Annotated in this window: 13 protein-coding genes; 9 read left to right on the top strand and 4 right to left on the bottom strand. The window is 65.5% G+C overall.

All coding sequences use genetic code 11. The features are described from left to right. Positions 1-188: 188 nt before the first annotated feature. A complete protein-coding gene (locus XI04_RS00375) occupies positions 189-1,175 on the top strand; it encodes a helix-turn-helix domain-containing protein (protein WP_271610386.1) in 987 nt (328 codons plus the stop codon). A gap of 24 nt (positions 1,176-1,199) precedes the next feature. Here XI04_RS00375 and XI04_RS00370 read toward each other — a convergent pair whose 3' ends face one another. Continuing rightward, positions 1,200-3,521: a molybdopterin guanine dinucleotide-containing S/N-oxide reductase gene (locus tag XI04_RS00370; protein WP_271610416.1), complete on the bottom strand. Its 2,322-nt coding sequence runs from the start codon at positions 3,519-3,521 to the stop codon at positions 1,200-1,202. Positions 3,522-3,724: 203 nt separating this feature from the next. On the opposite strand from XI04_RS00370, the gene XI04_RS00365 reads away from it, so the two are divergent. After that, positions 3,725-4,075: a RidA family protein gene (locus XI04_RS00365; protein WP_095427000.1), complete on the top strand. Its 351-nt coding sequence runs from the start codon at positions 3,725-3,727 to the stop codon at positions 4,073-4,075. A 156-nt stretch (positions 4,076-4,231) separates the two neighbouring features. On the opposite strand, the gene XI04_RS00360 is transcribed toward XI04_RS00365, so the two are convergent. Continuing rightward, positions 4,232-4,543, bottom strand: a complete 312-nt coding sequence (locus XI04_RS00360; RefSeq protein ID WP_131233148.1) for a hypothetical protein — start codon at positions 4,541-4,543, stop codon at positions 4,232-4,234. After that, positions 4,540-4,734 (bottom strand): hypothetical protein, encoded by a 195-nt coding sequence (locus XI04_RS00355; protein WP_038973239.1) that lies wholly within the window; start codon positions 4,732-4,734, stop codon positions 4,540-4,542. The genes XI04_RS00360 and XI04_RS00355 overlap by 4 nt, the downstream gene beginning before the upstream one ends. A gap of 87 nt (positions 4,735-4,821) precedes the next feature. On the opposite strand from XI04_RS00355, the gene XI04_RS00350 reads away from it, so the two are divergent. Further along, on the top strand, positions 4,822-5,337 hold the full coding sequence (locus XI04_RS00350; protein WP_038973240.1) for a YciE/YciF ferroxidase family protein: 516 nt from the start codon (positions 4,822-4,824) through the stop codon (positions 5,335-5,337). 86 nt (positions 5,338-5,423) lie between these two features. Here the strand turns inward: XI04_RS00350 and XI04_RS00345 are convergent, their stop codons facing one another. Further along, on the bottom strand, positions 5,424-6,281 hold the full coding sequence (locus XI04_RS00345) for an SDR family oxidoreductase (protein WP_028143757.1): 858 nt from the start codon (positions 6,279-6,281) through the stop codon (positions 5,424-5,426). Between the two features lie 233 nt (positions 6,282-6,514). Here XI04_RS00345 and XI04_RS00340 point away from each other — a divergent pair, with 233 nt between their 5' ends. The 6 genes from XI04_RS00340 (at position 6,515) to XI04_RS00315 (ending at position 14,249) form a co-directional block, all read left to right on the top strand. Beyond that, a complete protein-coding gene (locus tag XI04_RS00340; protein WP_028143758.1) occupies positions 6,515-7,765 on the top strand; it encodes an ABC transporter substrate-binding protein in 1,251 nt (416 codons plus the stop codon). 125 nt (positions 7,766-7,890) lie between these two features. After that, entirely contained in the window at positions 7,891-8,718 is an 828-nt protein-coding gene (locus tag XI04_RS00335; protein ID WP_028143759.1) for a helix-turn-helix transcriptional regulator, read from the top strand. Positions 8,719-9,176: 458 nt separating this feature from the next. Further along, positions 9,177-10,187, top strand: coding sequence for a branched-chain amino acid ABC transporter permease (locus XI04_RS00330; RefSeq protein ID WP_095426999.1), 1,011 nt, complete (start codon positions 9,177-9,179; stop codon positions 10,185-10,187). Position 10,188: 1 nt separating this feature from the next. Further along, complete coding sequence (locus XI04_RS00325) at positions 10,189-11,271, top strand: branched-chain amino acid ABC transporter permease (RefSeq protein WP_038949651.1); 1,083 nt, start codon at positions 10,189-10,191, stop codon at positions 11,269-11,271. Then, positions 11,264-12,046 (top strand): ABC transporter ATP-binding protein, encoded by a 783-nt coding sequence (locus XI04_RS00320; protein WP_028143762.1) that lies wholly within the window; start codon positions 11,264-11,266, stop codon positions 12,044-12,046. Before XI04_RS00325 ends, XI04_RS00320 begins: the two co-directional genes overlap by 8 nt. Next, positions 12,039-14,249 carry an ABC transporter permease gene (locus XI04_RS00315; RefSeq protein WP_271610385.1) on the top strand — a complete coding sequence of 737 codons (2,211 nt, stop codon included), beginning with the start codon at positions 12,039-12,041 and terminating at the stop codon, positions 14,247-14,249. Before XI04_RS00320 ends, XI04_RS00315 begins: the two co-directional genes overlap by 8 nt. Position 14,250 lies beyond the last annotated feature (1 nt).

Here is a 14,250-nt window from a genome sequence, read left to right as displayed (position 1 = left end):
AATTGGACTTGATCAAACGACTGCGGCGGGCTGTCGCACCTGGTGCACGCGCACAAAATCTAACAGATCCTAATCACCACTAACGGGCGTCCTGGCCAGCTCACGCCTATCCTCCGAGTATGGAAAGCATTGGGTTTGCGCGTTTGCCGGTCGTTGCAAACCGCGGCAAAGCCAGGAGAGGACGAGCGATGTCGAACAATTTGCACGCGGCCCATGCCTGGATCGATTTTCCGGCCGGCTCGCGGGATCACGAGGTTCTTCGCCCGACGCAGGTGATCGCCCGGGAGAGCCAATGGCGTCAGATCGATCGCACTCCGGACGCCGCGACCCAGGACATCACGATCTCGCGATGGGAGGACACGCGGAGCAGCTCGTCGCACGAGACGACGACGCCGGACGATCGCTATTTCATCGGCATCGCCCTGAAGACCACGCGCGCGAAGCTGACACGGGACCGCCAGATCATTTTCGACGGCACCATGCCTGCGGGGACGCTCTATGTCACCGCTCCGTCGAAATCTCTCGGCGTGCAATTCCAGTCGCCATGCGCCTTCCTGCACGTCCACATCTCCACGGATCATCTTCCGGCCCATGTCGTTGCGACTGACGGGCTCAATGATCTCGTGCTGCTCCGCGATCCGCTCGCGGCCGAACTTGCCAAGGCGCTGATCGAGCAGAGTGATGCCAAAGACCGGCATTTCACGCAGTGCATCGGCCGGACCCTGGCGATGCATCTCACCCGGATGGAGTTGCCGCGCGTCAGGGTCAACGCCTTGCCGAAATGGCGGCTGCGGCGTGTCGAGCAATATATCGCCGATCATTTCCACCGCGGCATCAGCCTGTCCGAGCTCGCCAATGTCGCCGGCCTGTCCCGGATGCACTTTGCGGCACAATTCCGCGCAGCGACGGGTTACCGCCCCCGCGAATATCTGCTCAATCACAGGACCGAGCAGGCGAAGACGCTGCTTGCAACCACCGAGCGGCCATTGGCGGAGATCGCTCTTGCCGTGGGCTTCAGCACGCAGGCGCATTTCTCGACCGTGTTCAAGCGCATCAGCGGCGAGTCACCGGCACGCTGGCGCCTCGCCAGCAGGGGTGAGCGGCTCGAGGTCGAAGCGCCGCCGCGGCGCCGCCCTTCCCCGCAGATCGGCTGGATCGCCAGCGCCGCGGCGTAGTGCAGCGTCAGGGGCACGTGAGGGCTACACCGGATCGAACGCGCGGATCGGCGGCAGATTGCCGGTGAACTTCTCCACCTCGACCACCGTCAGCTGCCCCGTGCAGCCTTGCGCGAACGACGAGGTCCCGATGTCGCGGGTGAGCACGTTCGGATTGCCGTGAACGCAGAGCGGCGCCTCGTCTTCGGGGTCCATCGGATCGTACCAGGCGCCGGTCGGAAGCTGCACCACGCCGGGCGCGATGCCGTCGGTGACGTGGACCGCGGCGAGGCACGCACCGCGATCGTTGAACAGGCGGATGATGTCGCCGTCCTTGATGCCACGCGCGTTCGCATCGCGCGGGTTCATCCGCGCGACCTCGCGGCCGCGATGTTTGGCGGCAAGCGAGTGCCCGCCGAAATCGAGCTGGCTGTGCAGGCGCGTCACCGGCTGGTTGGCGACTAGGAAGCACGGCGCCCCCGGCTTGGGCATGTCGGTCTTGTCGAGCCAGACCGGATGTCCCGGACAATCCGCATCGTTGTGCCCGGCAATCTTGGCCGAAAATATCTCGATGCGCCCGCTCGGCGTCGGCAGCGCGTGATTGACGGGATCCTCACGGAAGCGGCGCAGCCGGCCGCCGTCATCGGGCTGCTGCGGCACGACCAGGCTGCCGCGCGCCCAGAACTCGTCGAAGCGAGGGGCCTCCAGGCCGCGCTTGGCGAGCGAGGCGCGGGTCGGCTCGTAGAGATGCTCCAGCCATTGCCGCGAGGTGCGGCCCTCGGTGAAGGGTTCGCGGGCCCCCAAACGGTCGGCGAGATCGGCGAAGATATCGTAATCGTCGCGCGCAAGGCCGAACGGCTCGGCGATCTGGTGCATGGCGACCATCAAGGGATCGTTGGTGGAATAGCCGATGTCCTCGCGCTCGAGCGTCATCGTCGACGGCAGCACGATGTCGGCATGCCGGGCGGTGGCGGTCCAGGCAAGCTCATGCACGACGAACGTATCGAGTTTCGCAAAAGCCTTGCGCAGGCGGTTGATATCCTGGTGGTGATGGAAGGGATTGCCGCCGGCCCAGTAGACCATGCGGATGTCCGGATAGGTCCGCGTCTCGCCATTGTAGCGATAGGTGCTGCCCGGCTTGAGCAGCATGTCGGCGATGCGCGCCACGGGAATGAAATCGGCGACGCCGTTGCGGCCCTGGCCCAGCGTCGGCCCCGGCACGTCGTTGACGCGGCGGCCGTAATAGCCGATCGCTCCGAGCGAATAGGCGTATCCGCCGCCGGGAAGGCCGATCTGGCCGAGGGCTGCCGCCAGCACCATGCCCATCCACACCGGCTGCTCGCCATGCTCGGCGCGCTGCAGCGAATGCGAGACGGTGATCAGCGCGCGCTTTCCGGCGAGCCGGCGCGCGAGCTTGCGGATCGTATCCGCCTCGACGCCTGAGATCGCGGCGGCCCATTCGGCATGCTTGGCCTGCCCGTCGCTCTCGCCAGTGAGGTAGCGCAGGAAGACCGGCCAACCCTCGGTGTAACGATCGAGGAAGGCCTGATCGTGCAGACCTTCGCTGACCAGCGTGTGAACGATGCCGAGCATCAGCGCGGTATCGGTGCCGGGCACGCAGCTCATCCATTCGGCACCGGCTTCCACCGGCAGATCGTCATGCAGCGGGCTGACCAGGATGAAGTCGCAACCGCGCCGGCTCGCCGCTGCCATCGCGCCGCGCTCGACGTGCTTGCTGATGGAGCCGCCGGCCACCATTGAGTTCTTCAGCGCCATGCCGCCGAAGGCCAGCACGATGTCGGTGGTCTCGGCGATCTGCTCCCAGGTGACATTGCGCTTGGTGATGTCCTCGTAACCCGCCAGAATCTGCGGCAGCAGCACCGAGGACGCGCCGGAGGAATAGGTGTTGACCGAGCGCACATAGCCGCCCATCGCGATGTTGAGGAAGCGATGCACCTGGCTCTGGGCGTGATGAAAGCGGCCGGCGCTCGACCAGCCATAGGAGCCGCCGAACACGGCGCCAGGCCCGCGCGTATCGCGGATGCGCGACAGCTCGTCGCCGAGGAGGTCAAGCGCCTTCTCCCAGCTCACGGAGACGAATTCGTCGCGGCCGCGGCGATCGTCGGGGCCCGGCCCGCGCTCGAGCCAGCCGCGGCGGATCGCCGGCTGGGAAATGCGCGCCTGATGGCGGAGCGCGCCGGGGAAATTGTCGATGATGCCGTTCGGATCGGGGTCGCCCGCATAGGCCCTGACCTCCAGCCCGGCCGCGCCCTGACGCGCGGAAAACACGCCCCAATGCGAGGTGTGCGGCTTGAAGCCGTCCGACAGGTCGAGCCCGGGATCGGGGAAGCCAATCGTATCGTCCATCATCTGATCCTTGTTCCGGTACGTGGCGGCAGTATACCGATCCCAGCCGGGATGTCGCCGAGATCAGCGCCGACAGAAACGCCGGGCTGTCGTGCGCAAGCCCGGGCTGGCAACCGTCGCCAGACCATGCGGCGGCGATTCACAGGACAATGCGCCGAAAATTTGCGATATGCCGCTCCTCTCACAGCGACAACGGACACCTCATGATCAAACGCCATTTGCCGTACGAAGGTCTGCTCCACGAAGTGGTCGAGCACAATGGCGTGCTTTACATCGGCGGCATCGTCCCGGAGGACACCAGCCTCGATATGTCGGGCCAGGCCAAGGACGTCCTCACTCAACTGACGCAGCTCTTGAAGACGCTCGGATCCGACCCAGCCAACGTCTTGCAGGTGACGATCTACATGACAGATCTCAAGGAGAAGGCTGAGTTCAACGCGGTCTGGAAATCGCACTTCGCAGAAGTTCATCTGCCGGCTCGCGCCGCAATCGGCGTGGCCGATCTCGGTCCGGGTGTCAAACTCGAGATGACCGCCATAGCTGCCGCGCAATAGTGCGGCCAAGGGATTCGCTGCTTGCTGCGTCGACGACGCGAGAGGATCCCGTCATCTCCAATCGCCAGTGCTTCGCGGTCCGTCATCGCGCCATGACTCCGTCATCGCACGATGACACAATGCGCGGTCACGGGGCGCGTCCGATTTGGAACGGCATCACTCACCTGCGCAGCAATCCACCAACAGCTGCCAGATCCGCTGCGCCTCGCGTCTCTCGTGGCTCTCCGTCACCTTATCGGCGCCGGACTGACCATAGCCGGCGATGGTGCGCGCTTCACGCGGCGCGATCCACCGTTCCGAGATCGGGTCGTACCATTTTCCGATGTTCATCTCAGTCACGGCGATCGACTCACAAATTTTCCAACCGTCGAGCGATGCACCTCCCGCGGCCTCATGCGGACCATTCGGCGGCGCGTCGCTCAATTTACCAATCGGCGGCGCGTGTGTTGGTTCCAGTCGCTGCATCATCCCGGCCGGGCCGGATGAAGCGTACGCGGGTGCCGCTCGTGCAACAGCCGCGCGAGCTCCTCGCGCTCGGGCTCGCGCCCCTTCATAGCCGTCTCGAACAGCGCTTCCTGGATGTCGCGAGGCATGTCGCCCCACACGTCCATCGCCGCGCGGCCGAGCAAGCCCGCAAGATGATCAATTCCGTCGCTCATTCGGCCCTCCTGGTCTGCACACAGGAATGGAACAGCTGCGGCCGCGCAGCGTTCCAGTGTCATCATTGTGAAAAGGAGGCGTCTTTTATGGGATTCTTCACCAAGGACATCAAATCGATGGAAGACCTGCTGCTGCACGGGCTGCAGGACATCTATTACGCGGAGCAGCAGATCCTGAAGGCGCTGCCGAAGATGATCGACAAGGCGACCAACAGGGATCTCGTCGCCGGCCTGAAGGCTCATCTGGACGAGACCAACAAGCAGGTGGAACGGCTCAACAAGGTGTTCGCCAAGCTCGACAAGGAGCCCAGCGGCACGCAGTGCCCCGCCATCGACGGCCTCATCGAGGAAGCCGACGCGACCGCCGGCGAGATCGAGGACAAGGCCGTGCTCGATGCCGCGATCGTGGCCAACGCGCAGGCCGTCGAGCACTACGAGATGTGCCGCTACGGCACGCTGATCGCCTGGGCGCAGGAGCTCGGCCACGACGACATCGTGCGCTTCCTCACGACCAATTTGAACGAAGAGAAGGCCGCCAACACCAAGCTGAACACGGTGGCGCTCCGCAAGGGCGTCAACGCCAAGGCGTCCAACGCCGCCTGATCGATCTGCTGGCCAGGACGTGGCAGCCCGGCCTCCGGCGCCGCCACGATCCTCGTGCTCTCAAGACGCTGACGAGGCACCTTCAATCAGATGAACGGCTTCCCGCCGGTGACGGCCAAGGTGGCCCCCGAGGTGAAGCTCGAGAGCGGATCGGCCAGCATGACATAGGCGGTCGCGAGCTCGGCCGGCTGGCCGGCGCGCTGCATCGGGACCTGCTTGCCGAAATTCTTGACCCTTTCCTCCGACATCGTCGACGGGATCAGCGGCGTCCAGATCGGCCCCGGAGCCACGGCGTTGACCCGAATGCCTTTCTCGGCCAGCATCTGCGCCAGCCCACCCGTGAAATTCTGGATGGCGCCCTTGGTCGTGGCGTAAGCCAGCAAGGTCGGGTTCGGCATGTCGGAGTTCACCGACGCCGTGTTGATGATCGCAGCGCCCGGCCGCATGTGAGGCACGGCGGCCTTGGTCAGATAGAACATGGCGTGGATGTTGGTCTCGAACGTGCGCTGCCACTCCTCGTCGCTGATGTCGGCGATGTCCTTGAACGTGGCCTGGTGGGCGGCATTGTTGACGAGGATATCGATCCCACCGAGCTCCTCGACGGTGCGACGCACGATGGACCGGCAGTGCTCGGGATTGCTGATGTCGCCGGGAATCAGGATCGCCTTGCGTCCCGCTTGCTCCACCAGCGCCTTGACCTCGGCTGCATCCTCGTCCTCGTTCAGATAGGAGATGACGATGTCCGCGCCCTCACGGGCATAGGCGATCGCGACCGCTCGGCCGATGCCGCTGTCACCACCGGTGATGAGCGCCTTCTTTCCGGCCAAACGTCCTGAGCCTCTGTAGCTCTCCTCGCCATGATCGGGGCGTGGATTCATCGCACCCGTCGAACCAGGCATCGGCTGCTGTTGCGAAGGATAAGGCGGCTTGGGGTATTCGATCATGGACAGCTCCAGCAATTCGCTCCGCTAACGGAGCCCCGCCCGAAGCGTTCCTGTGACAGCCTGTTGCACCGCGGAACCATTTGCGCCGCACCATTCAAAAATGAGACTGCCCGTCAAACCAAAGGAGGCGCTAACGGATGCACCGCATCCGACTTCGGTTAGCTTTCCCATCAAAGTCGCGGGCCTTTCGAGAGCCACGCGGCGACAAAAGACGACACACAGGGAGGAGCACAATGTCGAAATGCAGTGTGGGACTGCTCGCGCTGAGCAGCTTGTTTCTTTCAAGCGCAGCGATCGCCCAGGAAAAGATCAAGGTGGGCGTGACCGCAACCCTCGAAGGCACCTACACGGTGCTCGGCGAGGACGGCATGCGCGGCCACCAGACGGCACTCAACGTCCTCGGCAAGAAGGTCGGCGACAAGGAGCTCGAATTCATCGTCGCCTCGACCGACGCAACGCCGGACAGCGCGGTGCGCGCCGTGCGCAAGCTGATCGAGCAGGACAAGGTGCAGATCCTGCTGTCGCCGCTCTCCGGCGACGAAGGCATCGCGGTGAAGAACTTCGCAAAGACCCATCCGGAGCTGACCTTCATCAACGCAGCCTCCGGCGCGCAGGAAACCACTTATGTCGATCCTGCCCCGAACTTCTTCCGCTACAACATGGACGGCGCGCAGTGGCAGGTCGGCCTCGGCAAATACGCCTTTGAGGACAAGAAGTATCGCAAGATCGCGACCGTCGGCGAGGACTATTCCTTCATCTACACCCAGGTGTTCGGCCTCGTGCTCGAGTTCTGCGGCGCCGGCGGACAGGTCACCAACCGGCAATGGGTGCCGCTCGGCACCAAGGATTTCGCCTCGGTCATCGCCGCACTGCCCGACGACGTCGACGCGATCTATCTCGGGCTTGGCGGCGCCGATGCCGTCAACTTCCTCAACCAGTACCAGCAGGCCGGCGGCAAGGCGCATCTGATGGGCGGTTCCATCATGATCGACCAGACCATCCTGTCGTCGAAGGGCAACGCCAAGAACGCCCTGGTCGGCACCATCGCGGCGAGCGGCCAGGCCGATACCTGGGAGGATCCGGGCTGGCAGAAATTCGTGAAGGCCTATCAGGACGCCTTCCCGCCGAACAAGCGCTTCCCGAGCCCGTCACTGCTCGCCACCAACTATTACGGCTCGACCATGGCCCTGATCCTGGCGCTGCGTGAGGTCAATGGCGATCTCTCCAACAACCAGGCCAAGTACAAGGAAGCCCTCGCCAAAATCGAAATCGATGCGCCGAACGGCAAGATCAAGCTCGACTCCAACCGGCAGGCGATCGGCACCAACTTCGTCACCGAAGTCGTCGATGACGGCAAGGGCGCGCTGTTCAGCAAGGTCGTGAAGGTGATCCCGAACGTGAACCAGACGCTCGGCTACGATCCGGCCGTCTTCTCCAAGATCGGGCTGCCGAGCCGCACCGTGCCGGAATGTAAGAAATACTGACGCATCACCTCCGCGATGCACAACCCGGGGAGCGACTTGCTGACGCGGTCGCTCTCCGCTCTTGCAATCTCGTCGGCGTTGTTGAACGCTGAGCGAAAAGACAAGAACATTCGGGAGGGGAAGGCATGAGCCGTGCGCTCGCCGTCTTCCACGGCCGGTTCGGCCGGGCGACGGTTTATCAGTTGAACCGCCCTTTCAATATCCACGCCCATCGTGAAGGTCATCTGATCTTCCATGTTGGCGGCATGCCGGCATGCATCGACGTCTCCGAGGGACACCACGATCTCAACGAGACGTCCGTCGTCGCGGTCAATCCCTGGGAGCCGCATAATTTCCTGCCCGCCGATCTCGACGGCGGCGCGATCTTCTTCGTGCTCTATGTCAATGCCGAATGGTTTGCACCCGATGCCTCCGGCACCCACCGGATGCGTTTCGGCCGCACCCAGTTCCGGCGCACGCCGGCGCTGGACAAGCACATCAGGCGGACGGCCGCGCTCGTGTGCGGCGCACCATCGCTCTCCAGCCTCGATTCCGAGCTGCGGCGGCTGATCGACATCTGCTACGACGAAAGCTGGCAGCAGGCCGAGATCGCGCGCGATCCACGCGCAAACGGCTCCGTCACCGATTTCCGCGTGCGCAAATGCATCAAGATGATGTCGGAGAGCCCCGGCGCCGAGATCGAGCTCGATACGATCGCGCGGGAATCCGGACTGTCGCGACCGCATTTCTACCGGCTGTTCCGCGTCCAGACCGGCGTGACGCCGAACCTCTATCTCAACACGCTGATCATGGAACATGCGCTCGAAGCGCTGGTGGCAAGCGAGACTCCGATCGCCGATATCGGCTTCGATCTCGGCTTCTCCTCGCAGAGCGGCTTCACCCGCTTCTTCGCCGCCAATGTGGGAATGGCCCCGACCGATTATCGACGCGCAGCCAAGATTTTGCGCGCCTGAGAGCGGGCCACGAAAAGATACTCACGATCAAACGTCGCCCTCGCAGCCCCGCTAGGATGCGGGCAACGCGATCCCGAAAGAGGGTCGCGAGTCCAGGGAGGACGTGCGTCCATGGCAGGGCCAGCAGCAGCCGGCAACGGCTTGCATGCCCCCTCGCCCCGCTTGCAGGGAGAGGGTTGGGGTGAACCCGCGTGCTCGGCGCGACCTCTCTCCGCACGCGCGAGCGCAATCGCACACGATCTCCTGGAGCCGCCTGAACAAGCGCCTCCTCCTTCGAGACGATCGCTGCGCGGTCTCCTCAGGATGAGGCTAATCGGCATCGACCCCGCTGAAATTGCTGCCGCATACTCTGCCCTCATCCTGAGGAGCCCGCCAAAGCGGGCGTCTCGAAGGATGGGCCGCGGAAAATCCGCTTACGATATGCCATTGCCCCGCCGCAAGCGATACGAGGCGAGAGCATGAGCCGCTTCGTCGAACGCCATCCGGCCTGGGCGCTGATCTCGATCATTGCCATTGCCGTCGGGCTGTGGCTGGTCTTCGCGGTCTGGCCGCCGGGCCTGGAAGAGGCCATCGGCCGCAAGCGCGTCTTCCTCAACGCGGTCTTCAACGGCATCACGCTCGGCGGACTCTACTTCCTCGTCGCCAGCGGCTTCACGCTGATCTTCGGCCTGATGCGCAACGTCAACCTCGCGCACGGCTCGCTCTATCTGTTCGGCGGCTATGTCGGCTACGCCGTCAGCACGGCGACCGGCTCCTGGCTGCTCAGCTTCATCGTCGCCTTCATCCTCACCGCCCTGGTCGGCGTCCTGCTCCAGTTGATCGTGTTCCGCCGGATGGAGGGACAGGACCTCAGGCAGACCATGGTGACGATCGGGCTTTCGATCGTGTTCGCCGATCTCATGCTGTGGGCCTGTGGCGGCGACTTCTACCAGATCCAGACGCCGAACTGGCTGATCGGCCCCATCGAGCTGCCGCTGGTCACGGCGATCAAATCCTCGGGCGAGCCGGTCTATCTCCGATATCCCCTGGTGCGGCTGGTGATCTTCGCCGCCTCCGTCGTGATCGGCGTGGCGATGTGGCTCGCGCTCAATCGCACCCGCGCCGGCATGATCATCCGCGCCGGCGTCGACGACCGCGATATCCTCGCCGCGACCGGGGTGCGCATCCAGCTCGTCTTCGTGGCGGTGTTCGCGTTCGGCGCAGGACTTGCCGGCATCGCCGGCGTCGTCGGCGGCACCTTCCAGTCATTATCCCCGGGCGAGGACATCCGCTTCCTGCTCGCCTCCCTCGTCGTCGTGATCGTGGGCGGCATGGGCTCGATCCCCGGCGCGGCGCTCGGCGCGCTGATCATCGGCCTCGCCGAACAGCTCGGCTCGGTCTACATCCCGACCTATGCCATCGTCGTGACCTTCCTGATCATGGTGCTGGTGTTGGCGATCCGGCCGCAAGGCCTGTTGGCGAGGCGCTGACATGTCGCTCGCCCACGATGCCCGCGTTACCGTTCGCCCCGCCGATGTTGCGCAGCGCCCGGCGCGGACATGGCCGGAGATCAACAATCCCGCCGCCTGGATCGTCGCAGTCATTCTCCTGATCATGCCGTTGATCGCGAGCGGCTTCTTCCTGATCGAGATCTTCGCGACCACGCTGATTCTCGGCATCATGGCGCTCAGCCTGATGTTCCTTGCCGGCTATGGCGGCATGGTCAGCCTGATGCAGCTCACCATCGCGGGCTTCTCGGCCTACATGGTTGCCGTGTTCGGCGTCAGCGGCAACGCCAATATCAGCCTGGGCTGGCCGTGGTGGCTCGCGGTCCCCATGGCGCTGGCGCTGGCGACCGCCTTCGGCACGCTCGGCGGCGCGCTCGCGGTGCGCACCGAAGGCATCTACACCATCATGATCACGCTCGCGATCGGAGCGGCCTTCTACTATTTCACCAACCAGAACTGGGCGATCTTCAACGGCCATACCGGCATCAACACCGTGGCGACGCCGCACTTCTGGGGCGTGAACTGGCGCGCCGACATTCCCTTCTACTATATCGTGCTCGCGGTTGCCGCGCTGTGCTATTTCGCCGTCGAATATCTCTCGCGCGCTCCGTTCGGGCTCGCGCTTCAGGGCGTGCGCGACAACCCGCGCCGGATGGCGGCGCTCGGCTTCAACGTCAATGCGCATCGCGTCGCCGCCTATGCCTTCGCCTCCTTCGTGGCGGCACTCGCCGGCGTCCTCCAGGTCTGGAACTACCGCCAGATCTCGCCGGGCTCGGTCAGCGTCGGGGCCTGCATCGACGTGCTGATCATCGCCGTCGTCGGCGGCATCACCCGTCCGATCGGTCCCTTCATCGGCGCGCTGATCTTCGTGCTGCTGCGCACCTTCGCGCTCGACTTCCTTGTCAGGCTCGGCCTCGACGGCAACCGCTTCCGCCTGCTGATCGGTCTCGGTTTCCTCGCCATCGTGTTCTGGTCCTCGGACGGCGTCATCGGCCTGTGGCAGCGCTGGCGCCAGAGCCGGCGTCCGGCCGCAAATCGACCGGGCGGAGGACGCGGCCATGGATAGCGTCGCCCAACGCCTCTCGGCCGTCGGGGCCGGCGCCGCGCTGGAGCTGCGCGGCGTCACGAGATTGTTCGGTGCGCTCGCGGCGCTGACCGACGTCACCATCACCGTGCGGCCCGGCGAACGCCGCGCCGTGCTCGGCTCCAACGGCGCCGGCAAGACCACGCTGTTCAACTGCATCACCGGCGACTTCGCGCCCTCCTCCGGCACGATCCGCTTCTTCGGCGAGGACGTCACGCATTTCCCGCCCTACGAACGCATCCGCCGCGGGCTGCGCCGGACCTACCAGATCTCGGCCTTGTTTCCCGGCCTCACCGTGCAGGACAATGTCTATCTCGCCTGCCGCGGCGTCTCGCGCGGACGCTTCTCGTTGCTGCGGCCGGGACAGAACGATGCCCTGATGCATGCGGCCGACAACCTCGTCCAGGCCGTGCATCTGGCCGCCGTGAAGGACCAGCGCGTGGCGGAGCTCGCGCACGGCCAGCAGCGCCAGCTCGAGATCGCGCTCGCGCTCGCCGGCGCGCCGCGCTTCGTCCTGTTCGACGAGCCGGCCGCGGGCCTGTCGCCGACCGAACGGGCCGAGCTGATCGAGATCCTGACCTCGCTGCCGGCGCATATCGGCTACATCATCATCGAGCACGACATGGACGTCGCCTTGCGCGTCGTCGAGAGCGTCACGATGATGCACAACGGCCGCATCTTCAAGGAGGGCCTGCCGGAAGAGATCCAGTCCGACCCCGAGGTGCAGGAGCTTTATCTCGGAGGCGGCCATGAATGAGGCCCGCCGCTCCGCCGCCGCGCTCGAGGTCCGCGGGCTCGACGTCTATTACGGGCACTCGCACGCGCTGCAAGGCGTCGACCTCACGCTCGAGAGCGGCGTGTTCTCCGTCGTCGGCCGCAACGGCATGGGCAAGACCACGCTGTGCAAGGCGATCATGGGGCTGGTCGGCGTCAGCGGCGGATCGATCCGTGTCCGCGGCGCGGACATCACAAGGCGGCCACCCGCCCAGATCGCCCGGCTCGGCGTCGGCTACGTGCCGCAGGGACGCCGTCTGTGGCGCTCGCTCAGCGTCGACGAGCATTTGCAGCTCGCCGGCGGCATGCGCTCCGGCGCCTGGACGGTCGAGCGCATCTACGACACTTTCCCGCGTCTGGCCGAGCGAAGGGATCACGGCGGCGGCCAGCTCTCCGGCGGCGAGCAGCAGATGCTGGCGATCTCGCGCGCGCTGCTCACCAATCCGCATCTGCTGATCATGGACGAGCCGACCGAGGGACTTGCGCCCGTCATCGTGGCGCAGGTCGAGGAGATACTGCTGCGGCTCGGTGAGGACGGCGACATGTCCGTGCTCGTGATCGAGCAGAATATCGGCGTCGCCACCGCGGTCTCGCGCAATGTCGCGATCATGGTCAACGGCCGCATCAATCGCATCATCGACTCCGCGCGGCTCGCCGCCGACCGCGAGCTCCAGCAACGCCTGCTCGGCGTCGGGCTTCACGCCGAGCTCGAGCCGGATATCGAGATCTCGGCGACCGGCCCGGAAGCTAAACCTGCGCCGGCGCCACGCCGCGACGGGCCGATCCGCATCTACGTCTCCAATCCGACATTGCCGACGCGGTGGTCGCAGCCGGTGCCGATCGCCCGCATGGAGGCCGCAGCCCGCACGCTCTCGACGCAAATCGCGCGGCTCGACGAGACGGCAAGGCGCAAGCGCGAGCCGATGGCGGCGCAAACCGCGGGCCCGCCTGTCGTCCTGGTCGTCGGCACGCTCGACACCAAGGGCCTCGAGCTGCGCTTCATCCGCGACATCATCGCCGAAACCGGCCTGCGTACGCGGCTGGTCGACGTCTCGACCAGCGGCAAGCATTCCAGCTGCGATGTCTCCGCGCAGGAGATCGCCCTCAACCACGGCCGCGGCGGCTCCGCCGTATTCGGCCCCGACCGCGGCGCGGCCGTGACCGCGATGGCCGATGCGTTCGCGAGCTGGCTACGGCGCCAGGGCAATGTCGCCGGCGTGATCTCGGCCGGCGGCTCCGGCGCGGCGTCGCTGGTTGCCCCCGGCATGCGCGCGCTTCCGGTCGGCGTCCCGAAGCTGATCATCTCCTCCGTCGCATCCGGCGATGTCGGGCCCTATGTCGGCCCGGCCGACATCACCATGATGCACTCGGTCACCGACGTGCAGGGCTTGAACTCGATCTCGCGCGCGGTGCTGGCCAACGGCGCCCATGCGCTTGCCGGCATGGTCAAGGCGCGGCTGGATGCGCGCGCCGCGACGGCACGGGAGGCTGGCGGCCTGCCTTCGGTCGGCATCACCATGTTCGGCGTGACGACGCCGGCGGCGCAGAAGATCGCCGCCGAGCTGCGCGACGATTTCGAGTGCCTGGTCTTCCATGCCACCGGCGTCGGCGGCCGTTCCATGGAGAAACTCGTCGAGTCCGGCCAGCTCGCCGGCGTCATCGACCTCACCACGACGGAGGTCTGCGATCTCCTGATGGGCGGCGTGTTTCCCGCAACCGAGGACCGCTTCGGTGCGATCATCCGCACGCGTATCCCCTATGTCGGCTCGGTCGGCGCACTCGACATGGTCAATTTCGGCGCGCCCGACACCATTCCCGAGCGCTACCGCGGCCGCAGATTCCACGTCCACAATCCGCAGGTGACGTTGATGCGGACGAACGTGGAGGAGAACGAGCGCATGGGCCGCTGGATCGGCGAGCGGCTCAACCAGATGGACGGCCCGGTGCGCTTCTTCCTGCCCGAGGGCGGCGTCTCCGCGCTCGACGCGCGGGGCCAACCGTTCTGGGATCCGGACGCCGATGCCGCGCTATTCCGCACGCTGGAGCGCACCGTGCGGCAGACCGGCCATCGCCAGCTCATCCGCACGCCCAAGAACATCAACGATCCCGATTTCGCCGCCGCCATCGTCGGTGCGTTCCGAACCCTGTTCGGCCGCACCGGCACGCGGCGGAGACTAGCGAGGTGAG

It is taken from the genome of Bradyrhizobium sp. CCBAU 11430, assembly GCF_028128855.1.
Classification (GTDB): domain Bacteria; phylum Pseudomonadota; class Alphaproteobacteria; order Rhizobiales; family Xanthobacteraceae; genus Bradyrhizobium; species Bradyrhizobium ottawaense.
The sequence above is the reverse complement of the archived record's forward strand: the minus strand, read 5'-3'. Positions and strand labels throughout refer to the sequence as shown.

Coding starts and splice junctions, on each gene's coding strand:
- XI04_RS00345 (WP_028143757.1), bottom strand. CDS start 6,281: ATGATCGAATACCCCAAGCCGCCTTATCCTTCGCAACAGCAGCCGATG.
- XI04_RS00365 (WP_095427000.1), top strand. CDS start 3,725: ATGATCAAACGCCATTTGCCGTACGAAGGTCTGCTCCACGAAGTGGTC.
- XI04_RS00340 (WP_028143758.1), top strand. CDS start 6,515: ATGTCGAAATGCAGTGTGGGACTGCTCGCGCTGAGCAGCTTGTTTCTT.
- XI04_RS00375 (WP_271610386.1), top strand. CDS start 189: ATGTCGAACAATTTGCACGCGGCCCATGCCTGGATCGATTTTCCGGCC.
- XI04_RS00350 (WP_038973240.1), top strand. CDS start 4,822: ATGGGATTCTTCACCAAGGACATCAAATCGATGGAAGACCTGCTGCTG.
- XI04_RS00325 (WP_038949651.1), top strand. CDS start 10,189: ATGTCGCTCGCCCACGATGCCCGCGTTACCGTTCGCCCCGCCGATGTT.
- XI04_RS00370 (WP_271610416.1), bottom strand. CDS start 3,521: ATGGACGATACGATTGGCTTCCCCGATCCCGGGCTCGACCTGTCGGAC.
- XI04_RS00360 (WP_131233148.1), bottom strand. CDS start 4,543: ATGATGCAGCGACTGGAACCAACACACGCGCCGCCGATTGGTAAATTG.
- XI04_RS00355 (WP_038973239.1), bottom strand. CDS start 4,734: ATGAGCGACGGAATTGATCATCTTGCGGGCTTGCTCGGCCGCGCGGCG.
- XI04_RS00315 (WP_271610385.1), top strand. CDS start 12,039: ATGAATGAGGCCCGCCGCTCCGCCGCCGCGCTCGAGGTCCGCGGGCTC.
- XI04_RS00320 (WP_028143762.1), top strand. CDS start 11,264: ATGGATAGCGTCGCCCAACGCCTCTCGGCCGTCGGGGCCGGCGCCGCG.
- XI04_RS00335 (WP_028143759.1), top strand. CDS start 7,891: ATGAGCCGTGCGCTCGCCGTCTTCCACGGCCGGTTCGGCCGGGCGACG.
- XI04_RS00330 (WP_095426999.1), top strand. CDS start 9,177: ATGAGCCGCTTCGTCGAACGCCATCCGGCCTGGGCGCTGATCTCGATC.